This is a genomic window from Shewanella sp. 1CM18E (assembly GCF_023161665.1).
Lineage (GTDB): Bacteria > Pseudomonadota > Gammaproteobacteria > Enterobacterales > Shewanellaceae > Shewanella.
Map to the genome: position 1 here is coordinate 78,110 of NZ_JALNTW010000008.1, position 22,627 is coordinate 100,736.

Consider the following 22,627-nt stretch of genomic DNA (forward strand, 5'->3'; position numbering starts at 1 on the left):
TGGCAATAAAAGTGAGCGCGGAGTCTAGCAAAATACCGCGATAGATAATAGCCGAGATCAAGCATCTGTTTTTTCTGCTTCGGTATTCGCTAGCCTAACCTCAATAAAGCGCTTCTCAAACTCCTCACTAGGTAAGGGCCGCGAAAACAGATAACCCTGACCATAATCACAGCCAGCATCGGCTAATACCTTACGTTGGTATTCCGTTTCAACCCCTTCTGCTATTACTTTCATACCGAGTTTATGAGCCATCACAATAATCGCTTCGCATAAGGTAAAATCATTACTTTTGCTGTCTAGATTGCGAGTAAAGGACTGATCGATTTTTAAAAAATCAATTTCAAATCGCTTTAGGTACGCCAGCGATGAATAACCCGTACCAAAGTCATCTAATGATACCTGTATGCCTGATTCACGGTAACGCTCTAGGGTTGCTGAAATAGCCTCATTACCATCGAGCAGTAAACCTTCGGTGATCTCTATACAGATATTATTATTGGTTAAATTCAGGTTTTTCAGTAACGCCACCCAAGCATCAAAACAGTCTCCCTCATCGCGAAACTGCACTGGTGATTTATTAATACTTATCTGTACTTCCACACCAAAGCGATCTCGCCACAGTGCACTTTGCCTAGCGGCCTGCTGAAACACCCAATTACCAATCTCGATAATCAAACCGGTTTCTTCAGCAACAGAGATGAACTCAATGGGCGAGACTAACCCACGTTTAGGATGGCGCCAACGGATCAGAGCTTCTGCTTTCAAACAGTTATTTTGTTGCAAACCAACAATGGGTTGGTAATACAGCTCAAACTCTTGCTCAGCAATTGCATGACGTAAATCCTGAATAAGCCGCATACGATGTTTCGCATCGCGCTGCATTGATGGAGTAAAATAATGGAATCTATTGCGACCTTCACCTTTGGCGGCGTACATAGCTTGATCGGCATGTTTAAGCATACCCTCAATGGCTACTGCATCATCGGGATACAAGGTAATACCGATGCTGGCGCTAATATATGCGGTTTCTTCTCCAAGATTAAATGGCTCTGCAATACGGGCTAAAATATGTTTAGCGACTTTATCGACACCTTTAATATCTGTGATCCCCGATAGCACCACAGTAAATTCATCACCGCCTAACCGAGCAACGACATCGGTTTCACGAATACACGCCTTTAGCCGTTTAGCAGCTTCAGATAATAGTCGATCCCCCATATCATGGCCTAATGTGTCATTCACCTCTTTAAAATAATCTAGGTCGAGAAACATCAACGCAAAGTGCTGTTCTCGGTTGTCAGCCTTGATGATCTCTGTCGCCAGATAATCAAGCAGCATACGCCGATTGGGCAACCCAGTTAATGGATCGTAATTGGCTTGCTTCCAAATTACCTGTTCAGCCTGCTTTTTATCGGTAATATCACTAAACAGTGCCACTCGGCGCTTTGAGTTGCCATTATCATCAACCAAAGCATTAAGCGTTAGCCAAACCACAAACTCTTCACCATTTTTGCGCCTTAGCCACACCTCTCCTTGCCACCGCCCTAACTCGTCTACCGCATTATTCATCTGCCGATATGCATTGCGACTATTGCGATTACATTGCAGCATTTTTATGTTTTTCTGTTTTACTTCAGCTTCGCTATAACCCGTAATATTAGTAAACGCGGCATTAATATTTATGATAAAACCTTGCTCGTCTTGAACACTCATGGCTTCACTACTGTTGTTGTAAACAGATGCAGCTAAGGTTAATGATTCTTCAACTCGCTTTTGCTCTGTAATATCGGTATAAACCCCACACATACGCAGCGGGTTACCATTGTCATCACGGCTCATCACCTTACCAGAGTCCAAAAGCCATAGAAGCTCTCCCTGCTGGTTATAAATACGGTACTCCACCTTATGCTGTTCTGTTTCACCATTAAGATGTGCATCTATCGATTTAAGTACCGCCACTCTATCATCTGCATGGATGGCATTTATCCATAACTTAGGCGAGCGGTTTAAGCTCTCTAGATCACAACCTAATATTGCGGCGCTATGCTCGTTTCGCTCAATAGAGTCCTTGGTAATATCCCAATCCCAAAAACCCAGTTCATTGCTTGCTAGAACCAGCCCTAATTGCTCTTGGCTCGCATTTTTTTCAAGCTCTGCCTGTTTTTGATAAGTTCGATTGAGTAAACCAGTGATCACCAGTTCAACCTTACTTTGTGCTCGCTGGCAAGCAACTGTCATGTGGGTATAAACAATGGTCTCATCTTTGGATTTTAAGCGAACATCCAGTTCAAACTCATTTATTTCACCTTCTAACATTTGGCTAAAGTGGTGTTTATAAATAAAGTAATCTTGAGTATGCATTAGCTTTGGCCAAGACAAATTAGTTAATTCAGACTCGCTATAGTTGAGCATCTCACACAAGTTGGGATTCACTTTAATCCACTGATGGTCTTTATTGGTAATGGCAATCCCCATGTTGCCAGACTGAAAATGCGACTTAAATAACAGGTGATCTTGCAGCTTGATTTTCTGATCTCGCTTTATCTCAATACGTCGAGAGAGTAACATGCCAAGTAAAGCTGTAGTGATAGGGAAAATCACCAAAAAAGGAATAGTGACTTGCTTTAACAGTTTAATCGCCAACTCAGCAGGCAGGCTTACTCCCCAAAGCAAAATGATACTGTTACAGATTAAACCAAAAGAAAATAACTCACTAAAACCCACATTACTAAGTGAGCCTTTACGATACTTGCCCCATAAATACCCCAGTAGCCCAGATGTCACGATAGCGCCAATGCCGGGGACGACTGTCGCTCCTCCTTCAGCCAAACGATATACCGCGCTCACAACCACAGCGACTAAAGTTGCAATACCGCCAAAAAACATACCACATATACTGAGGATCACAGTTCTGGAGTCAAAAAAGACCCCTTCACTGTATTCCCACGGCATAAGCATCACAGCGATAGTGATTGCCGATACCAGTAATCCAATACCAACTCGGGATATCGCTTCTTTTTTGCGTTTATAGCTACGAGGAAATGCGTCATATACCAGCACGATTGCCAGTAATAACGCTGAATTTTGAATAAAAGAAAGTAATAAACCTTGTTCCATAAGACGCTAATCATCCTTGAAAAATTACTTTAAAAATAACAACTCACTAAAATATGACAGGCAACATCCGCTGCAGCCCATGGATAAAAGGCGAAGACACTTGCCTTTATACTAAAACCTTAATCTCTCGAAACTAAATCCTTGGTCGCTCGAAGTCTTCAGTTAACCACATCTAATAACGCAAAACGATTGCGACTAACACATATACTTAAGTCATCTCTAAAGATAGGGAATAAACAATAAAAACTCAAAGCGTTAGCGCTTAAAAATTGCAACAAAATTTGCCCGCCACAAACAACAAACTAATCAGGTCAATTAGTTCGCTTTAAACTCGCTGGGCAGATCTCTTTCTGAGCCTGATTAGGTTAAACTGGCTTCAAATTACTCTGGCCGATATAGAACAAATAAAATTACCATGTCACAAACCATGCCTATCAACAGTAAAGTAAACGATGCCAAACCGCTCCAGTACAGTAAAAATTACCATTTCCCTGTACAAATTTATTATGAAGATACTGATTTTTCAGGTGTGGTTTATCACCCTAACTTCTTAAAGTATTTCGAACGAGCTCGCGAACATGTTATTGGCGCTAACAGCCTGGCAAGCTTATGGGATGAGCACGATTTAGGTTTTGCAGTTTACCGCACCGATATGTTGTGCCACGACGGTGTGGAGTTTGCGGACATTATTGATGTACGAACACGCTTTTATTTTGAAAGTAAATATCGCACCGTTTGGCTACAAGAGATTTGGCGACCAAATGGCAAAAAGCCTGCAGTAACTGCGCAAATAGAGATGGTGTGCATGAATAAAAAACGCCAATTAAGCCCTATGCCGCAGCAACTAATTGCCCGTTTAGGTGAAGCGTTTTCTGAGCCTGTGATTTTTTAGAGCAGTTAACAGCTTTTTTTATTATAGTTACAGCCATCATTTAAAATCGGTGGCTGTAGTATTGCTCCCCCTAACAGGCTTATTTAAGCACGGTGTTGAACGATAAAGGACGCCTGACAGCAAGTGATAAGCCGTGCATACGAGCATGTAGCATGAGCGATAAGAAAGAATTGAGTTACCTTAAATTAACAACTATTCAAATAGTTAACTTGAACTTAGTTTAGCCCAGCGAGTCTCTAACTCTTTTGCTTTTATCGGTTTAGAGAAGATATCACCTTGGATTTTGTCGACTCCCATTCCCCTAAGCAGCTGTAATACGTCATCGGTCTCAACCCCTTCAACAGTCACGTTAAAGCCAAGCCCCTTGGCTAATCGAATACTGGTTTCCATAATATGGCGCGCTCTGGTGTCAGTTGCGAGACCGTCTAAAAACGCTTTATCAATTTTAACTTCGTCAACAGGCAGATATTTTAAATAGGCTAACGAAGAGTGCCCAGTACCAAAATCATCAATAGCAACATCAACGCCTAAACTACGTAAATCTTTAATGGTCGCGACCGCACCGTCTAAATCTTGCATCAATTTACTTTCGGTGATCTCAATTGACAGCACTTCGGCATCAAGCTGATATTTATCTAAACGGGCTTTTATACCCGTAATCAGCGAAGTGTTACGCAGATCTTGAGTCGAGAGATTGACTGCCACTTGCAATTTTATGCCCATTTCTTGCCAAAGCGCCTGCTGAACAAACACTTCATCAAGCACCCACTGGCTAACAATATCGATCATGCCAGAGTATTCGGCCAGAGGAATAAACTCCGCAGGTGAAATCGAGCCTAATTGTGGATGCTGCCAACGCATTAATGCTTCAACCTGTTGACAATTACCTTTCGGCAAGCTCTGCTTAGGCTGATACACCATATACAACTCACCATCACGCAGCGCTTTGGCTAAGCTATTGATGATTGAGACTTCTCTAAGCTGCACCACATCATCGCCGAGTAAATATTCTGATAGTGCAACATCATGGGTTTTAGCTTTCTTAAGCGCCAAATCAAGCCGACGTAACATGGTGCTAATATCGCTATGAAAAGGCTCTAAGGCTAAATGCCCAACCTGAACCCGAGTGGTAATTATGCTGCCGAAAATATCATAAGGAAGTTGTAATTTATCGATTAACTGCTGGAGCTGCGGCTCTGACATGGGACTTTCGAAATAGATAAGAAACTCATCTTCATTCATTCTGGCAATTAACGAGCCATCTGGAGACAAGCCTTTAACTCTAAGCGCCATCTGCTTTAGTAACTCATCGCCAAAGTTAAAGCCAAATAGATCATTAACATAGCGAAATCGATAGATATCAAGCAACACTAAGCTGCCTTTATCTAGCGGCATTAACGCCGCCATTTTACGCTTCATGCTTAAGCGGTTATCAAGCTCTGTGAGCTTATCTTGCTCAACTTGACGACCTTTTGTAGCGAGTTCACCGACCTGCTTAGTTACAAAACTAAACTTTGCCGATAAATTGGCATTGTTAAGGCTAGGATTAGCTTTATCTTTTGTCAGCTGGCGACAGAGTTTATTGAGTTCATCAGACAGCTTTTTCTGGCGCAGTAAAACGATTACTAACAATATGATAAGTAATAAACAAATTACCGATATGATCCAGAAACTATCCAATGAATGTCTTATCCTTAATAAACTCGCCAATGGCGCTAATGTAAACTATAGAGACCCAATCCAGCTCTGCCAGTACAGACTGTAATATAACCTACATCAGCACTTTGTCGAGCAAATAGTCTATTGATAGCTTTCTTTAATCGATTGATAAGCTTCAATAAACTCCTCACTGGCTAATTGCTCATTGGTGACAGGTAATCCACGAAGAATAAACCCTTGCATGCGCTGGTCGAAATCACCGCCAGCGCGTAACTTGCCAGTGTAAAATGCGGCTGCACGAATAAAGTCCAAATAACTCACCTCTTCCGATGTATAGGTAAGATCGGCCCAACGCTCAACCACCTCCATCACATCAGGCGAAAACTGCCAGCTTTTTAATACCGCTCGACCCAAGGGCCCTTGTAGCTTTTTAACTAAGGCGCGTAAAAAATCAATATCAGCAAATAAATCAGGCTGTGCTTCAGCTTCGGTAAGCACAGGCAGCGCACCAATGTTATGTACAAGTCCTGCTAGCGTCATGGTGTCAAAATCCAACCTAGAGCTTGGATGCTGTTTCTTATATAACTGTAAGATGGCACAAGCTGCAGCAGTCACATCAATTGATGCACTCCACACCTCATCCATCACTTCCCAAACCATTTGATTAGTTGAGATAAAAAGCTGCTCCATAGCAATGGAGGTAACAATTGATTTTATTTGTACTAAGCCAATACGGTTGATAGCAGCATTTACGTTATCAGCTGGGATCCCGCGGCTATATAAAGCACTATTGGCAATTCGAATAACTCGGGCTGAAATGGCCGCATCTTGACCGATAATATTGGCGACATCCTTTAGGCTTGCATCTTTATCACTCACAACTTCCTGAACGCGCATTGCGACTTCCGGTAGTGTCGGTAAAACCAAGGCATCTGATTTTAACTTCTTCAACAATCCAACCAATACTTGATGCTCTGTGGACATCTTTACTCCCTTTTATTACCTATTAAATTGCTGCAAATCATCTAGAGCAGTTGCTCAATTTGCAATGTGTGCAAAATAACATTAATGGGTCAATACTTAAACAAGTGCTAACAAAGGCTAAAAAACACTTAAAAAATGATAAGGCGATCACAATATTTTATAATAAACGACTCCGGTCGACCCAAAGCCACTTATCATATGCGGCTGACTTTCTTGCATGAGCAAGCGCATTTTACAGTGTGTCACTAATTGTCGAATCCTTATCCGTTAACAGAGAAGCTATTATGTTTAAACCTGAGCTATTGTCCCCTGCTGGTACATTAAAAAATATGCGTTACGCCTTTGCCTATGGCGCTGATGCTGTTTATGCCGGCCAGCCAAGATATAGTCTTCGCGTACGTAATAACGACTTCAAAATGGAAAACTTAGCCGCTGGTATTAAAGAGGCTCACAGCCTTAATAAGAAGCTGTATGTGGTAAGCAACATTGCACCGCACAACGCTAAGTTAAAAACCTACATCAAAGATATGGAGCCTGTGGTTGCTATGCAGCCTGACGCACTCATCATGTCAGACCCAGGTCTTATCATGATGGTACGTGAAGCGTTTCCAGATCAAGTGGTTCACCTATCAGTACAAGCCAATGCTATTAACTGGGCATCGGTCAAGTTTTGGGAATCTCAAGGTATTAAGCGTGTGATTTTGTCTCGTGAGCTATCACTTGATGAAATCGAAGAAATTCGTCAACGCTGCCCAGATATTGAATTAGAAGTATTTGTACATGGCGCGCTATGTATGGCTTACTCTGGCCGTTGTCTGCTATCAGGCTATATCAACAAACGCGATCCTAACCAAGGTACTTGTACCAATGCCTGTCGTTGGAAATACGATGTACATGAAGCCCAGCAAACAGAATCTGGTGACGTAGTGCCAGTAAACCCTGCAGTGCAGATTGAAACACCAACATTAGGTGCAGGTCAGCCATCTGACCAAATCGTATTGCTACAAGAAGCGGGACGCCCAGGCGAATACATGCCTGCATTTGAAGACGAGCATGGTACGTATATCATGAACTCAAAAGACTTACGTGCAATCCAGCACGTTGAGCGCTTAACTAAAATGGGTGTCGATTCATTAAAAATCGAAGGCCGCACTAAGTCGTTCTACTATGTAGCGCGTACTGCTCAGCTTTATCGTCAAGCAATTGAAGATGCCGCTGCTGGTAAAGACTTTGACCGCACATTGATGCATAACCTAGAAGGTCTTGCACACCGCGGTTACACCGAAGGTTTCTTACGTCGCCACGTACATGATGAATACCAAAACTACGATTACGGCTACTCAATCAGCGATACCCAGCAGTTTGTTGGTGAATTCACAGGCAAGCGTAACGAAGCAGGCCTTGCTGAAGTAGACGTAAAAAACAAGTTCCTATTGGGTGACAGCGTTGAAGTGATGACACCACAAGGTAACTTAACCATTAAAGTTGATACGCTAATTAACCGTAAAGGCGAAAGCGTTGAGGCTGGTCTAGGTTCAGGTCACTTTGTATTTTTAGACGTACCAGCAGGTGTTGAGCTTGAAAAAGCGGTATTACTGCGCAACTTGCCACAAGGCCAAGATACCCGTAATCCGCACCAAGCAACAGATACTCCAGCATAGTATCGACTTGTTATACTAAACTTATATAGGCTCGTATATCGAGCCTATATTCGACAGGCGTTTATTCCCGAGATTAAAGACAAAGACGATGGCATTATTAATCGACGACAGCTGTATCAACTGCGACATGTGTGAACCTGAGTGTCCAAATCAGGCCATTACTATGGGTGAAGAGATCTATGAGATCGATCCTATTTTGTGCACTGAGTGTGTTGGCCATTATGCCAAACCGACCTGTATATCAGTCTGCCCTATCGACTGTATTGCTGTTGATCCTGAACACCAAGAATCTAACGATGAGCTAATGATTAAGTATCGTATTCTCACGGGTAAACCTGTTGAGTAAGCTGGTCTAAACCTGAATTATTAACCATAAAATGGAGCCTAAATAGCTCCATTTTTTATTGCACTAAACATCAACACCACTTCAGCAATCTCATCTTTTATTGCCAGTAAGCTTGTTTATCGATAACAGCATTAATATTATCCCTAACAGCAAGTGTACAACTGGAATTAACCTTGCGTATAAATTGCGACTATTATCGGGCGTAAACTCTACACCGCAAAGGTGAACACCTTTTATCGATGTAGCCAGAAACAAAGGCCCCCAAAAGTAGCTAATTACAATAACTAATACCAGTGTCTTAACTGCGATAATCCAGCTAATCAATACGCGAGTGTGACTCAGGTAGATGCTGAGAAACGCCATAAAGAAAACTGGTAAGCCATACACCAATGACAGGAAAAAACGACTGTCATCGCCTTGAGTACACGTACCAGCCACCGCACCTAAACTGACAATGACAGCATATAAAAACAACAATAATAAACTCAGCATAAGCCTAAATTTGTTCTCAAGTTAACCACTCAATCTAAATTAGGCTGATAGCGATAATGACCGGTTATTGGATATTCAAACAAGATGTCTTCAAGCTGCGGCCCTGCACCTATGTTATGCACAACTAGCGGCCGCTTTTGATCAGAAGATGTTTGCTCTACCAGTATTCCTATATGAGGTAAGTTACCCGGTAACATCCAGGTCACGATGTCACCCGCTTGATAATCTGCGCCATCATTACTCACCGCTAGTTTCTGCCCATGACGAGTAAAGAATGTTTGCAGGTTGGGTACTCTGCGATGATCAATATTCTTGTCAGGGCGACTTAAACCCCAAATTCTTTTAGAGGGATATTGAGCAAAAGCACTATCCATATCCTCATGCACTAACACTTGCAGATCTATTCCTAGCTGGCGATAGCTTCGAATAACCACATCCGTACAAACCCCAATATTGGCCGGCACATCCCCGTTAGGATAATCGAGCTTAAAATAGCGACCATCATATCTAACTTGGTGTTCAGTTCTGTCCATTGCCGCTTGTACCAAGTCAGTATTAAATGTTGCAACATCAGCCTGAGCAGAGTTAAGTAGCAATCCTTGAAATAACAAGATTAAACCTATTCGTTCCATGATAAGTCCTTAAAATAAACTACCTATTCTGGACACAAAATAGGTGGGTAAATCATATAATCTTCAGCTGCAGTTTAGCGATTTATCGCTTTAATTAACAAGCACACACTTATTCGAAATCCATCTTAGTTAAGTCAGTTAAGCTGGCTCTGTCTTGGTTAAGTCAGCGTTAACTCTCCCCCATTGATAAAGACGTTAATACACGAACACCTCCAGGTTTATGCGGATTACCGATCTGGTAAAATCACAGCTAGGCAGATGACTTCCCCCGCTTGAGAGAGTAAAATCTCGGCCCACTGCAAGCTGCTAGTTAAACTTATTTTGACTTAGCAATTATCTACCCAGCCCAATAAAGATGTCAGGTGCCCATGTACTCAGCTCAACACTGTTTTACCGCTTTTAAATCAGCTATTGATAGTTATCAGTTACCTGAGCGTTTCACCTTTCCTTTTTACTATGAGCCGCACCCGCTGTGTTTATTGGCCGCATCAGAGCTGCAAGAGTACTTAGCGACTCAAACTGACTGGCAACATAACTTTGGTTTAGGTAACGGGGAAGATACAACAGCTACAATTGGCAAGATGTTTGGTGTACTACTGGTACGTAATCAACATGGCGAGTTAGGCTATTTGTCTGCATTTTCTGGCAAACTTGCAGAGCAAAATCTACTTAATGGCTTTGTGCCGCCAGTATTCGATATGCTTGCTCAAGAAAGCTTTTTTCATGCGGGTATGCAAGTCCTTAATCAATTAACCGCCAAGCTGCAAATTGCAGAGTCTAACCCTAACATTGATAGCTTAACAGCTGAGCACGCAGCGCTGCGCGAAAAAGAAAATGCAGCACTTGAAGCGATGCGCGCAGAGATCATTGAAAATCGCAAAACACGTAAGCAACGTCGAGCACACGCTCAGCAAGAACTCAGTGCTACCGAGGTTGCAGAACTCACTGTTACGCTTGGCAAGGAAAGTGTTGCTGAAAAATTTCGTCTAAATAGCATTAAGCTTGAATGGCAGCAACAATGTGACGCTGTAGCAAATGAGCTTGATACATTGCGTGCTGAAATTGCAGCGATTAAAGCCGAGCGAGCACAACATTCAAATAGTTTGCAAAAACAGATTTTTGCTCAGTATCAATTTTTAAACCAAGCTGGCGAGCTTAAAGATCTTAATGAGATCTTTAAAGATAGCCCAACCCAACAACCACCAGCTGGAGCTGGCGAATGTGCGGCGCCTAAATTACTGCAATTTGCGTTTAGCCAAGGGTTTACCCCGCTCGCTATGGCTGAATTTTGGTGGGGCGCGTCACCAAAGTCTGAGATCAAGCAGCATAAAAACTTTTACGGCTCCTGCCAAGGAAAGTGCCAACCAATTTTAAGCCATATGCTTAAAGGCATAGAGATGGATGAAAATCCATTGCTAAATAATCCAGCTGAAGGTAAGTCTCTTGAAATCGTTTATCAAGATGACGTAATGGCAATCGTAAATAAACCAGCGGAGTTTCTGTCAGTTCCAGGTAAAAATGTCACTGATTCTGTTTATGCCCGCATGAAGGCTCAATTTCCACAGGCAACCGGCCCACTTATCGTTCACAGACTGGATATGTCGACTTCAGGCTTAATGGTTATCGCACTGACTCGCGATGCTAATAAATCATTGGCCAAGCAGTTTATTGCCCGCACCGTTGAAAAACGTTATGTCGCGCAGGTTGCTGGCGTAGTTGAAGGTGAAAGCGGTGAGATCCGATTACCGCTTCGCGGCGATATTGATGATAGACCAAGACAACTTGTCTGTTATGAACATGGAAAACATGCGCATACTCTGTGGCAAGTGAAACAACGTACAGATAATACAACTGTGTTATATCTTTATCCGCATACAGGTAGAACTCATCAACTTAGGGTGCATTGTGCCCATCAAGATGGATTGCATTTACCTATTATTGGTGATGATCTTTATGGCAAGAAATCTAACCGCTTGCATTTGCATGCTCAGCGTTTAGCACTAAATCACCCGGTAACTAATGAGCGTCTCACTTTTGAGCTTGATGTGGATTTTAGCCAACAGGCTTAACTCAGCTCTAGAGTCGGCGCAAAAATCAGAAGAGTTAAAATAAGATGCACCACAATTAATGTCGTGCATCTTTATATCAGCTTTTAAGCAAATCTTGGCTCAGCTTTAGCTTGCAAGGTTTGCAGTGCTGAGGCTAGTTTTTCCACCGTCATTTTCAGCGCGGCTGGCATAGCATCAAACTCAACACCTAAAAGTAAGTTTTTCACTTCAAGCCCCAGTTCAGTATCTCCCTCAATGCAAAGCTTACGTTGGAAAAATAAACTATCAGGATCTTCTTTCGCTGCAGCAATTAATAGCAAGTCTTTAGACTGAGCAGTAAAGGTTACTTGCGCTTGTTCTATCGGTCTTACTTGCCATCTCGTATCGAAGGTGACTTCAAATGTTAGGCCTAAGTCTTCAATATTAATTGCCACCCAGCGGCCTTCTAAAAATTCCAGTTCATCATCTGCCGCCTGCTCTGACAGCAGCAATGAAAGAATACGTTTTAGCAAATCAGCCTTTAACGCAAATGGAACAATAGCGAGAGGGCGAGCAATGGCTTTTGGCCCAATTTCGAGTATTTGTTGAGCTAACTTGTTAGGAAAAAAACCTTGCATGTAAAAATGTATCCAAAATGTGGCAAAGAAAGGAATTTTACCTAGCTTTTATGATCACAAACCTGTTTTACATCAAAAATATGATCTTCATTCCCTTTTAAACTCCTGTTTCAATATTTTTGGAGCATCCATATGGAATTACTGTGCCCCGCGGGAAATCTCGCATCTTTAAAAACCGCCCTCAATGCAGGTGCAGATGCGGTCTACCTCGGTCTGAAGGACGATACCAACGCACGGTCGTTTGCAGGATTAAATTTTACTCCTAAGAAACTTCAGCAAGCCGCCGAATTTACAAAGAAGTGTGGCAAGAAAATATTTCTGACCATCAATACCTTTCCAAAGCCAGGTGAAGAGAAGCGTTGGCATCAAGCAATTGACCTTGCTGCTGATACAGGTGTCGATGCACTCATCGTTGCCGACTTATCGTTACTCGATTATGCCCATAGTCGCTACCCGCACCTGCCATTACACTTATCAGTACAGGCCAGTGCCACTAACTTGGGCGCACTCACACTGTACAAGCAAGAGTTTAATATTGAGCGTGCAGTATTGCCGCGAGTGTTATCGATGAAACAAGTGCGTGACTTGGCTAAGATAACCCCTGTCGACTTAGAAGTTTTTGCCTTTGGTAGCCTATGCATTATGGCCGAAGGCCGCTGCCATTTATCTTCTTATGTTACTGGTCAGTCACCCAATACCGGCGGTTCATGTTCACCAGCTAAACACGTACGCTGGCAAGAAACCGGCAGCGACCGCTTAACCTTACTCAATGATGTATTAATTGATAAATCAGGACTCGATGAGCAAATGGGTTACCCGGTTGTTTGTAAAGGTCGCTACACCACGACTGACAACAATGCGCCAAAACATATTCTTGAGTCGCCAACTAGCTTAAATACCTTAAGTTTGCTGCCTGAACTTGCTAAGGCCAATGTGGTATCCCTCAAAATTGAAGGCCGTCAACGCAGCCCTGCTTATGTAGAGCAAGTCACCCGCGTATGGCGCAGTGCCATTGACAGCTATATGGCTGCACCAGAGAAGTACCAAAGCCAGCCAGCTTGGGATCAAGCTCTAGCAAAAGTCGCAGAGGGTCAAACAACCACTCTTGGCGCTTACGAACGTAACTGGCAATAAGGACAAGCAATGAAAACATCACTAGGCCCTTTACAATATTGCTGGGAAAAAGAGAAAGTTAACGAGTTTTATCAGCAAGTTGCTCACAGCAATATTCCGCTTGTTTATTTAGGCGAAACCGTATGTAGCCGTCGTCGACAGCTCAAGTTTGCTGATTATTTTGCCCTTGCCCAAATGCTAAAAGGTGCAGGTAAGCAAGTCGTGCTGTCAACATTAGCACTGTTAGAAGCGCCATCAGAATACACTGAGCTAAAAAAGCACGTCGACAATGGCGAGTTCATTATCGAAGCTAACGATATGGGCGCAGTACAGGCTGCCAGAGAGTTAAAGCTGCCATTTGTTTGCGGCCCAACAATGAACAACTATAACTTTGCCACCCTGAAAAAATTACACCAATGGGGAATGCAAAGATTTGTGATGCCGATAGAGCTGTCTAAAGAGTGGCTGGCGCATGTGATTGCAACTGAAACGCCAACACCTTTTGAAGTTGAAGTATTTGGCCATGGCTATTTACCTCTTGCACACTCAGCCCGTTGCTTTACCGCACGTCAACAAGGCCTACAAAAAGATGACTGCCAAATAGTGTGTCTTGCTCATCCTAAAGGACTGCTTGCACAAACTATGGATGATCAACCTTTGCTAAGGCTGAACGGGATCCAAACCCAATCGGCAAGTTTAATCGACCTCTCAACTGAAGTTGAACAGATGAAACAGCTCGGCGTAGATTACTTCAGAGTTTCACCACATAGCCTGAAGAGCATTGAAATAGCAGAGACAATTTTGAGCCAACCAACGGCTGATAAAACTTTAGCTTGTAATGGGTATTGGCATCAAGCTGCAGGTTTTAGTCAAATTGAACCTCAGCTATAAGTGAGACTTCAGCATCTAAACTAAAACTTAGAGCTATAACTTAGAGCTAAAACTCTGTGCGAGTAACGAGTCAATTAGTAACAAGCCTTAGTGAGATCCAGCTTTAATACTGTTTATCACTAGTGTGCTCCACAGCAAGAAGGTGGCCAAGCCAGCCCATTGTGTAATGGCGGGCCACCATATCTCAGGCCTTAGGGGATCAACTAACATCTCATTGTAAAACGCGCTATCACCTTCAGTTAACCCTAACTCAAACCAAGGCAGTACCAGAAAAGCGCCCATCGCTAAAAATGCTAATACAGCACTGATTTTATTATATAGCGGCACAGGCTTATTTCTTGTCGCTAACAAATAAACCCCATAAAACAGCAAGCTCACGCAGCCAAATACAAAGAAATACTTAATCGCGACAATATGTAAGTGATAAACATTGATTGGAAATAAGCCCATTGCAGCTAACGCGAGAAAGCTTAGGCCAAGACTGATAAAAAAAGGTAAACGCCAAGGGGAATCACCTAGTTGCATACTGAGTAAACAACTTAACACCACACATAAGCTGCCAAAAAACAAACCACCATTCAAAACCACCGCATATTTAAAGCGGCCATAACTGCCTAGCTCACTTAAGGTGTGATTTAAAAAGTTAAACCCTGAACCATCAAACTGCTCAAACATAAAAACAGACAGCGTTAGGCCAAGCAACTGGCCGAATATGCCTAACATGCCGAATCTGAAAGCTAATTTTGAAACTTTGTTGTATTTATTAACCAGCATTGCTTCCCGTTTCATCTCGCTTATAACACAAAGATAGTTGATCTTAGTTCTAGCTGAGTTGCTCTCAGCCTTAGATGTCATGCTGGCTTATTACAGCCTTAATGCCTCTATTAATGCCCCTACTCGCGTCACCAAGTCATTTTCTAGCGCATGCGAGAGCACTATTGATTACTTATTGGTTGTATTTAACAGCTTAGTATCAACCTCTAGCTTTACAGTAAAATGATTGAATTCAACCATTAACTAAGAAAGTTCACTGGCCTCTAATAAATGTATATGTAATGGTCAAAAACTAACGAGGCATAGCTCAGAGTTTTATTCATCACCCACAATTAAATGTAACGCATTTGTTATTTTTATAACCTAGAGTTCTATCTTTCAAGACCTTTATTATAGAACATTCCAAATAGAGCGAGAAAACAGAGGCTAACTAGCGCAACGCGCTATAAATCCGCCATAAACATACCCCAAATATTGTTAGCAAACTTTTACAGAAAAAATCACCAACAAAATTTCAAACGTTTGTATTAATAGGATATTCTATGGCCGCGTGTTAACGCATTGCTAAGGTATTGCAATGCATTTGCTGTCACAGGGACTAATAATAATGACAAAAAAGCAGCCAAATTTAATTAATCAGGAAGTCACGTTAAATAATAACGACCAACTTATCTCTACTACCGACAAACGCGGGGTGATCCAATACATCAACCAACGCTTTGTTGAAATTTCAGGGTTTAGCGAACAAGAACTCATTGGAAAAAACCACAATATGGTGCGCCATCCAGATATGCCCAAAGCAGCATTTAAAGAGATGTGGTCAAAGCTAGAATCAGGGCAATCATGGCGCGGTGTGGTAAAAAACCGCTGTAAAGATGGTCGTTATTATTGGGTCGATGCCTTTGTTTCTCCATTATTTGATAAAGGCCAACTTATTGGCTATCAGTCGGTAAGAATCAAAGCCAGCTCAGCACTCATTACTAAAGCAAGCCATATTTATCAGCGCCTTAATCAGGGCAAACGCGTAGATGACCCCATTAGCTTGGCCAATAAACGCTTACTTTCGGCCGTATGTGCGACAGCAGGATTAGTCATAGCTGGAGCAATTTGGGGTTGGAGCGTGATCATTGCCGGAATCGTATTAATGGCAATCAACCTCGCCATTTTTTATGACGAAGCCTTTAGAGTCCCTGCTCGTCTAATGAAAATGAAACAAGACTACGACTCAATCAGTCGTTTTATTTATTGCGGCCGAGACACTTCATCCTTGTTAGATTTTCAGTTGATGATGAAAGATGCCAAATTACAAGGCGTGCTTGGACGCTCTCAAGATAATGCTGAGCATATCGAAGATATTGCCAGCCAACTTATCGCTGCTGCAGAGCAAACCCATGCAGGGCTCAATATTGAAAATCAGCAAATAGAACAAATAGCCAGTGCTACCGAAGAGATGGGCGCAACCATTAGTGAAGTGGCTAAAAATACCCAGTCAACTTCGGAAAGCATTAAAGATACCTACCAAGTCTGCCAAGATAGCCGCGATAAAATGCAGCAAAACGCCATGAGTATTAATCAACTTTCAGACTCAGTCGCTGACGCTGCCGCTAATGCTCATTTACTCAATAAAGAAGCTGAAGAAGTGGCCAGTGCCATGACTGAAATTGATGCCATTGCTGAGCAAACTAACTTGCTTGCTCTCAATGCAGCAATTGAAGCAGCTAGAGCCGGTGAACAAGGTCGTGGATTTGCGGTCGTTGCCGACGAGGTCAGAGCGCTGTCAAGTCGCACTCAACAATCAACCACCAGCATATCTCAAAGCGTGGATAAAATGTTTGCCATGCTTACTCAGTGGTCGCAACAAATGGATAATAGCAAGTCACAAGCATTATTATGCAGCGAAGACGCCAAACTTTCCGCACAAAAAATCGACACCATCTATCAATCCATGAAAGAAATTCAGCAATTAGCGTTACAAAATGCCGTTGCCGCTGAGCAACAAACACTCGTTGTGGGCGAAATTAATCAAAATATCAATCAAATTAGCCAAGCCTCAAGTGAAAACCTATGCGCTGTAACCTTAGTTGAAGCGTCTGTGAAAGAGTTAAAGTTTAATGCAGAAAAAGCAAAATCTTTGAGAAAAACATTTAGTTAATTCCTCTGTAAAAGCTTAATCGGCCGTTAGTTTCTATTTCTAACGGCCGAACAAAACCACAAACAAACAACCTCACCGCAACATTTGCAAACATATGTTTTAAAAAGAATTAACCACAAAAAAGTTTTGTGCTTTTTTACAAACTTCCGATACAATATAAATAATCATAAAGAGCTAATAACTATTCGCCAGTAGTGAATTACACTACATAATAATAGTCATCATCGACTTAATGTATTTGATGATGCAGGCTCAACAACTAACTATTGAATGCTTATTCAATTATTTATCTGTTTATGCATAAACATTGGTTTATAGTCATTAAGCAAATTTTTGTTATTTAGGGTGTAAATAAAGTGCAAGAAAAACAAACCCACAGTATCAAGACAATACTGACCTTTATCGTACCGTCTCTGATTGGTCTTATGCTGTTTATGATGCCAATTAGCTATAATGATGCGCTTACGATTCCTATCGCAATTATCTCTAAGGGCTTACAGAGCCTATTAAGTGATGTACTTGTAGGCGTAGTGACTGCAATTGTTGTGTTCACTGCAGCAGCAACACTCATAACTAAAGCGCTCAAGCCTAAATTTATTGTTGAACAGCACTTTTTAAACTCGTTATTTAACGTAAGCCCTATTTGGGCAATTGTTCGCATACTTGGCGCGATCTTTATTGTGCTAACTTATTTTGGCTTTGGCCCTGAAGCTATCCGCTCAGGCGGTACCGGTGCCCTAGTTTTAAACGATTTGCTGCCAGTACTATTTTCAGTTTTCTTGTTTGCTGGCATGCTATTACCACTGCTACTTAACTTTGGTCTGCTAGAGCTGCTTGGTACTATGCTAACCAAAGTAATGCGTCCTGTATTTAATTTGCCAGGTCGTAGTGCCATTGACTGTATGGCATCTTGGTTAGGTGATGGCAGTGTAGGTATTTTAATGACCAGCAAGCAATACGAAGCGCGCTTTTATACTCAAAGAGAAGCAGCTGTGATTGGTACTACCTTCTCTGCGGTATCGATTACCTTCTCATTAGTGGTTATTTCACAGGTTCAACTTGAGCATCTGTTTGTGCCATTTTATTTAACTGTGTGTCTTGCAGGTTTTGTTGCAGCAATTGTTGTACCTAAACTACCACCACTGTCGTGGAAGAAAGATGTTTATGTTGATGAAACACCACGTCATGCAGACGATGAAGTTGTACCTGCTGGGTTTAACGTATTCTCTTGGGGTATGCACCAAGCATTAAATAAAGCCTCAAATGCTGGCGGCATCAAGCACACTCTTGTTGATGGCGTGAAAAACGTTATCGATATGATTTTTGGTGTGATCCCAGTCGTTATGGGTATCGGTACTATCGCGCTGATGATTGCTGAATTTACCCCAATTTTTGAATACTTGGGCATGCCGTTTATTCCGTTACTTGAACTACTACAAGTACCTGAAGCCGCAGCTGCATCTAAAACCATTATGGTTGGTTTTGCTGATATGTTCATTCCAGCAATTTTAGCTAGCTCGATTGAATCTGATATGACTCGCTTTATTATTGCGACCTTATCAGTGACTCAGCTTATCTACATGAGCGAAGTCGGCGCACTACTTATTGGCAGTAAAATTCCAGTTAACTTCTTAGAACTGTTTGTCGTATTTATCCTAAGAACCTTAGTGACTCTGCCAGTTATTGCTGGTGTTGCGCACCTTATTTTCTAATCAGCGCAGAGCGCCATTTTAGGCGTGAACTACAACACAAAAGGAGCGCTTCAGCGCTCCTTTTTCATTTTCAGCCCTAAACCACCTACTTCAGTAGGTGGTTATCATCAATTAGGCTTTGCCTGAAGTACGTTCAATGGAATTTCGGAGTTAAGGCGATGTTTAACGACTTATAAGCACGCCGACATTTTTGAAAGAAAGAGGGTCCATGGAGGCTCGCTTATCGCATCCATGCGATACACGGCTTATAAGTTCATTTAAACATAGCTTACAAGCTCAATTGATACGTGAGCTTTGCTAATAGTGCGGTACAAGCTTCTAAATCAGGGCCACAAATGTTCCTTACATTTGTTGGCATTTCCACCAATCCATGGCGGTCAGTGATTTAGTAGAGCCTATAGGGATATATTTACGGCGTCTTGTTAACGCACGGTAGGAAAGCTCCCTTTTAGGGAGTCCGCTTCATAAGGGCTAGCAAAGCCACCTTCTTCAGAAGGTGGATCTTTTACATCTGTAATCCAACCCGAATAACTCAGCTAAAGATCAAACTTCCTCTACAGCTATGTTACCGAGCTCTAGCTGTCATTAATACGCCATAAATTGTTCATCAATGAGTCAATAACTGCTTTTACTCTGGCTGCAAATCATCGTTGAAATGGCCAGCCCATGAGCACTAAGCCAACCGAAAATAAACCTTTAACCTCGCCTCAAGCTGTACCAGCGATTATCCCCTCTAAAAAGCGGCAAAGTTTTAATGCGCTTTGGCTGTCTGATGTCCACCTAGGTAGCAAAGACTGCAAGGCCGAGTACTTGCTGCAGCTGTTAAAACAAGTGGATACAGAGTCCTTATACCTAGTGGGTGATATTTTTGATGTATGGGCGCTGAAGCGACGAGTTTACTGGCCTGAATCCCATAATAGAGTGCTGCAGCAACTATTAAAAATGGCGCGAGATGGTGTCAACATTGTTTATATCCCCGGTAACCACGATGAAATCCTTAAACCTTATAGCGGCTTTCATTTATGGGATCTGTCTATTGCTAACGAGTACATCCATATTGGGGTCAGCGGCCGTAAGATGCTAATGCTGCACGGTGACCAATTTGATAGTGAAGTCTGCGTTGGCCGAGCTTACGCCAAGCTCGGTGATCACTTATACGATTTACTGCTGTTTTTAAATCGCGGATTACACCAAGTACGTAATTGGCTTGGCTACCCCTACTGGTCACTTGCCAGCTATATCAAGCTCAAAATCAATAAAGCTCAACAAGCCATTAATGATTATCAGGCTGCGGTGGTGCGTTACGCCAACACTAAAGCTGTCGATGGGGTGGTTTGTGGCCACATTCACCAACCAGCACTTGAACTCAACAATAAGGTTCTTTACGCCAATGACGGCGACTGGGTGGAAAACTGCACCTTAATTGCAGAATCCACACAAGGCGAAATCCAGCTTTTAAAGTGGGACGAAATCAGTGCCGAAGCCAAGTTGGTAAAGTCTTACTCCTTTGATGATAGCGAGCAATCACCACAGCAGCGACACGTTGCATAACAGGCTTTTAACGCGCGATATTGGCCACAATTAAATTAGGCAAAACTATGATATTTACCGTCGACAATGTAGTAGCAAAAAACTTACCCAAAATTAATCAAACACCTTGGCTATCTACGCCAACAAAAGCCATGTTGCGCTACTTGTTAAACGAAAAAGAGTGCAATGATATCGCTAACCAATTTAGTTACTTAAAAGGCATAGATTTTGTTGAGCAAGTGCTAGCAAGTTTCAACTTCAACTACTCTGTACCTAATAGCGAAATCGAGAACATCCCTTGTGAAGGTCGAGTGGTGATCTATGCTAATCACCCCATTGGATCGTTAGATGCGTTAGCGATGATAAAACTGATTAGTAAAGTCAGACCCGATATTAAAGTTGTCGCCAACGAGCTGCTAATGGCATTAGAGCCAATGCACTCAATTTTGCTACCGGTAAGGAATATGACTGGCGGCACCCCAAAGCAACATCTGGACAATATTCATAAACACCTTAAAAATGAAGGCGCTGTACTTATCTTTCCCTCAGGAGAAGTCTCCAGACTGCGCCCGCAAGGTGTTGTCGATCTGCACTGGCACTCAGGCTTTGTAAAAATAGCCAAAGCATGCCAAGCCCCACTACTCCCCATGTACGCCGATGCTAAAAACTCTGCGACGTTTTATGGCGCGTCAATGATCTACAAGCCATTAGCCAGCCTATTGCTTGTCAAAGAGATGTTCAAACAAGCGCAAAAAACTATGCCTATTCGTATTGGCGAATTAATTCCCAAAGAGGCACTAACCAGCAGTGATTTTGCACTAAAAACCAAAGTAAAGCTGCTAAAAAACCATTTGTACCGCATCGGTAAAAATCGCAGCCCACTATTTAAAACTCAAAGCGCAATCGCGCATCCAGAGTCCCGTGGTGAACTGCAGGCCGCACTGCAACAGTGTGAGTTACTGGGTGAAACTCAAGACAGTAAAAAAATCTATCTTTACCGTCACAATGAAAGCAATCCGATTATGCGAGAGATTGGCCGTTTACGAGAAATCGCCTTTCGCGCAGTGGGCGAAGGTAGCGGCAAGCGCCGCGATACTGACAAATATGACGCCTATTATCTGCATTTAGTTCTGTGGGACCCTGAAGCGCTCGATATTGTCGGCTCTTACCGTTTTGCAGGTGCCAAACAAGTCCACCAGCAATATGGTAAAGATGCGCTATATAGCCAAAGCTTGTTCGAGTATAAACCCGAGTTTGCGAGGTATTTCGAGCAGGGGCTAGAGCTTGGCCGCAGCTTTGTACAACCCAAATATTGGGGTAAACGTAGCTTAGATTACTTATGGTTTGGTATCGGCGCCTTTTTAGTGCGTAATCCTGAGTACCGTTACCTGTTTGGCCCGGTATCTTTGAGCGACCAAATACCTGAACGAGCGAAAGAGAAACTCATCCACTTTTATAAGACTCAGTTTGCCTGTCCAGAACGATTAGCAAGCTCTTTTAACCCTTACAGCTTTACCCAAAACCGAGAAGCAGAGCTGACAGAACAAAGTGATGGATTGGACTATAACGATGGCTTTAAGCAGTTAAAACAAACGATGGCGAGCATGAATAGCGCTGTACCGGCTCTATTCAAACAATATGGCGAGCTATGCACTGACGGCGGTGTGCAGTTCCTTGATTTTGGTATTGACCCTGAATTTGGCGATTGTATCGATGGTTTAGTGTTAGTTGATACTCACAAACTCAAACCGAAAAAGCGCAGCCGTTATCTAGACTGCCATTTACCTGAACTGCAACTTACAGAAGACTAATACCAATCAGTATAAGAATTTGATCAACTCAGAACGATTTTTGGCAAACTAATTCAAGGCGAATAGCTGCAATAATGGTTATTCCCTTATAAAGCTATTCAACGCAGAAGTAGGCAGCCAAAAACGTTCCAGAATGGCGAGTTTTAGCGATTCTGATGCTGTGGCTCTTAATCAACAAGAGGGAGCTCGAACCTAG

The 22,627-nt window shown here is 42.4% G+C and carries 17 protein-coding genes; 10 read left to right on the forward strand and 7 right to left on the reverse strand.

Annotation, left to right across the window (positions count from 1 at the left end; translation table 11 throughout):
• Window positions 1-57 precede the first annotated feature (57 nt).
• Window positions 58-3,117: an EAL domain-containing protein gene (locus MSG37_RS12215; protein ID WP_248470940.1), complete on the reverse strand. Its 3,060-nt coding sequence runs from the start codon at window positions 3,115-3,117 to the stop codon at window positions 58-60.
• A 415-nt stretch (window positions 3,118-3,532) separates the two neighbouring features.
• On the opposite strand from MSG37_RS12215, the gene MSG37_RS12220 reads away from it, so the two are divergent.
• On the forward strand, window positions 3,533-4,009 hold the full coding sequence (locus MSG37_RS12220) for a thioesterase family protein (RefSeq protein WP_248470941.1): 477 nt from the start codon (window positions 3,533-3,535) through the stop codon (window positions 4,007-4,009).
• Between the two features lie 204 nt (window positions 4,010-4,213).
• On the opposite strand, the gene MSG37_RS12225 is transcribed toward MSG37_RS12220, so the two are convergent.
• Both MSG37_RS12225 and MSG37_RS12230 read right to left on the reverse strand, forming a co-directional pair.
• Entirely contained in the window at window positions 4,214-5,689 is a 1,476-nt protein-coding gene (locus MSG37_RS12225; RefSeq protein WP_248470942.1) for a bifunctional diguanylate cyclase/phosphodiesterase, read from the reverse strand.
• Window positions 5,690-5,809: 120 nt separating this feature from the next.
• The gene (locus MSG37_RS12230) at window positions 5,810-6,652 is read right to left on the reverse strand and encodes an HDOD domain-containing protein (protein ID WP_248470943.1); all 843 of its coding nucleotides are present in this window, start codon (window positions 6,650-6,652) and stop codon (window positions 5,810-5,812) included.
• A gap of 284 nt (window positions 6,653-6,936) precedes the next feature.
• On the opposite strand from MSG37_RS12230, the gene yegQ reads away from it, so the two are divergent.
• Both yegQ and MSG37_RS12240 read left to right on the forward strand, forming a co-directional pair.
• Complete coding sequence (yegQ, locus tag MSG37_RS12235; protein ID WP_248470944.1) at window positions 6,937-8,313, forward strand: tRNA 5-hydroxyuridine modification protein YegQ; 1,377 nt, start codon at window positions 6,937-6,939, stop codon at window positions 8,311-8,313.
• A gap of 88 nt (window positions 8,314-8,401) precedes the next feature.
• Window positions 8,402-8,659 (forward strand): YfhL family 4Fe-4S dicluster ferredoxin, encoded by a 258-nt coding sequence (locus MSG37_RS12240; RefSeq protein ID WP_248470945.1) that lies wholly within the window; start codon window positions 8,402-8,404, stop codon window positions 8,657-8,659.
• A gap of 90 nt (window positions 8,660-8,749) precedes the next feature.
• Here MSG37_RS12240 and MSG37_RS12245 read toward each other — a convergent pair whose 3' ends face one another.
• Together MSG37_RS12245 and MSG37_RS12250 are read right to left on the reverse strand one after the other, a co-directional pair.
• On the reverse strand, window positions 8,750-9,151 hold the full coding sequence (locus tag MSG37_RS12245) for a hypothetical protein (RefSeq protein ID WP_248470946.1): 402 nt from the start codon (window positions 9,149-9,151) through the stop codon (window positions 8,750-8,752).
• 29 nt (window positions 9,152-9,180) lie between these two features.
• The gene (locus MSG37_RS12250; protein ID WP_248470947.1) at window positions 9,181-9,783 is read right to left on the reverse strand and encodes a DUF1287 domain-containing protein; all 603 of its coding nucleotides are present in this window, start codon (window positions 9,781-9,783) and stop codon (window positions 9,181-9,183) included.
• A gap of 368 nt (window positions 9,784-10,151) precedes the next feature.
• Between MSG37_RS12250 and MSG37_RS12255 the strand changes: the two genes are divergently transcribed.
• Complete coding sequence (locus MSG37_RS12255; RefSeq protein WP_248470948.1) at window positions 10,152-11,852, forward strand: pseudouridine synthase; 1,701 nt, start codon at window positions 10,152-10,154, stop codon at window positions 11,850-11,852.
• An 83-nt stretch (window positions 11,853-11,935) separates the two neighbouring features.
• On the opposite strand, the gene MSG37_RS12260 is transcribed toward MSG37_RS12255, so the two are convergent.
• Window positions 11,936-12,448 carry an SCP2 sterol-binding domain-containing protein gene (locus MSG37_RS12260; RefSeq protein ID WP_248470949.1) on the reverse strand — a complete coding sequence of 171 codons (513 nt, stop codon included), beginning with the start codon at window positions 12,446-12,448 and terminating at the stop codon, window positions 11,936-11,938.
• Between the two features lie 132 nt (window positions 12,449-12,580).
• Between MSG37_RS12260 and MSG37_RS12265 the strand changes: the two genes are divergently transcribed.
• Window positions 12,581-13,582, forward strand: coding sequence for a peptidase U32 family protein (locus MSG37_RS12265; RefSeq protein WP_248470950.1), 1,002 nt, complete (start codon window positions 12,581-12,583; stop codon window positions 13,580-13,582).
• A 9-nt stretch (window positions 13,583-13,591) separates the two neighbouring features.
• The gene (locus MSG37_RS12270) at window positions 13,592-14,452 is read left to right on the forward strand and encodes a U32 family peptidase (RefSeq protein ID WP_248470951.1); all 861 of its coding nucleotides are present in this window, start codon (window positions 13,592-13,594) and stop codon (window positions 14,450-14,452) included.
• Between the two features lie 87 nt (window positions 14,453-14,539).
• Here MSG37_RS12270 and MSG37_RS12275 read toward each other — a convergent pair whose 3' ends face one another.
• A complete protein-coding gene (locus MSG37_RS12275) occupies window positions 14,540-15,175 on the reverse strand; it encodes a DUF998 domain-containing protein (protein ID WP_248470952.1) in 636 nt (211 codons plus the stop codon).
• 658 nt (window positions 15,176-15,833) lie between these two features.
• On the opposite strand from MSG37_RS12275, the gene MSG37_RS12280 reads away from it, so the two are divergent.
• The 4 genes from MSG37_RS12280 to MSG37_RS12295 all read left to right on the forward strand — a co-directional run bounded on the left by MSG37_RS12280 (window position 15,834) and on the right by MSG37_RS12295 (window position 22,431).
• A complete protein-coding gene (locus tag MSG37_RS12280; RefSeq protein WP_248470953.1) occupies window positions 15,834-17,378 on the forward strand; it encodes a PAS domain-containing methyl-accepting chemotaxis protein in 1,545 nt (514 codons plus the stop codon).
• 425 nt (window positions 17,379-17,803) lie between these two features.
• A complete protein-coding gene (locus MSG37_RS12285; RefSeq protein WP_248471061.1) occupies window positions 17,804-19,090 on the forward strand; it encodes a YjiH family protein in 1,287 nt (428 codons plus the stop codon).
• 666 nt (window positions 19,091-19,756) lie between these two features.
• Entirely contained in the window at window positions 19,757-20,641 is an 885-nt protein-coding gene (locus MSG37_RS12290) for a UDP-2,3-diacylglucosamine diphosphatase (protein ID WP_248470954.1), read from the forward strand.
• Window positions 20,642-20,688: 47 nt separating this feature from the next.
• Window positions 20,689-22,431, forward strand: coding sequence for a lysophospholipid acyltransferase family protein (locus MSG37_RS12295; protein ID WP_248470955.1), 1,743 nt, complete (start codon window positions 20,689-20,691; stop codon window positions 22,429-22,431).
• Window positions 22,432-22,627: the final 196 nt, after the last annotated feature.

Bases quoted from the DNA above. Each gene is read 5' to 3' on its own strand.
- MSG37_RS12245 (WP_248470946.1), bottom strand. From the start codon at position 9,151: ATGCTGAGTTTATTATTGTTGTTTTTATATGCTGTCATTGTCAGTTTA.
- MSG37_RS12220 (WP_248470941.1), top strand. From the start codon at position 3,533: ATGTCACAAACCATGCCTATCAACAGTAAAGTAAACGATGCCAAACCG.
- MSG37_RS12270 (WP_248470951.1), top strand. From the start codon at position 13,592: ATGAAAACATCACTAGGCCCTTTACAATATTGCTGGGAAAAAGAGAAA.
- MSG37_RS12215 (WP_248470940.1), bottom strand. From the start codon at position 3,117: ATGGAACAAGGTTTATTACTTTCTTTTATTCAAAATTCAGCGTTATTA.
- MSG37_RS12260 (WP_248470949.1), bottom strand. From the start codon at position 12,448: ATGCAAGGTTTTTTTCCTAACAAGTTAGCTCAACAAATACTCGAAATT.
- MSG37_RS12280 (WP_248470953.1), top strand. From the start codon at position 15,834: ATGACAAAAAAGCAGCCAAATTTAATTAATCAGGAAGTCACGTTAAAT.
- MSG37_RS12240 (WP_248470945.1), top strand. From the start codon at position 8,402: ATGGCATTATTAATCGACGACAGCTGTATCAACTGCGACATGTGTGAA.
- MSG37_RS12230 (WP_248470943.1), bottom strand. From the start codon at position 6,652: ATGTCCACAGAGCATCAAGTATTGGTTGGATTGTTGAAGAAGTTAAAA.
- MSG37_RS12255 (WP_248470948.1), top strand. From the start codon at position 10,152: ATGTACTCAGCTCAACACTGTTTTACCGCTTTTAAATCAGCTATTGAT.
- MSG37_RS12250 (WP_248470947.1), bottom strand. From the start codon at position 9,783: ATGGAACGAATAGGTTTAATCTTGTTATTTCAAGGATTGCTACTTAAC.
- MSG37_RS12285 (WP_248471061.1), top strand. From the start codon at position 17,804: ATGCTGTTTATGATGCCAATTAGCTATAATGATGCGCTTACGATTCCT.
- MSG37_RS12295 (WP_248470955.1), top strand. From the start codon at position 20,689: ATGATATTTACCGTCGACAATGTAGTAGCAAAAAACTTACCCAAAATT.
- yegQ (WP_248470944.1), top strand. From the start codon at position 6,937: ATGTTTAAACCTGAGCTATTGTCCCCTGCTGGTACATTAAAAAATATG.
- MSG37_RS12265 (WP_248470950.1), top strand. From the start codon at position 12,581: ATGGAATTACTGTGCCCCGCGGGAAATCTCGCATCTTTAAAAACCGCC.
- MSG37_RS12275 (WP_248470952.1), bottom strand. From the start codon at position 15,175: ATGTTAGGCATATTCGGCCAGTTGCTTGGCCTAACGCTGTCTGTTTTT.
- MSG37_RS12290 (WP_248470954.1), top strand. From the start codon at position 19,757: ATGAGCACTAAGCCAACCGAAAATAAACCTTTAACCTCGCCTCAAGCT.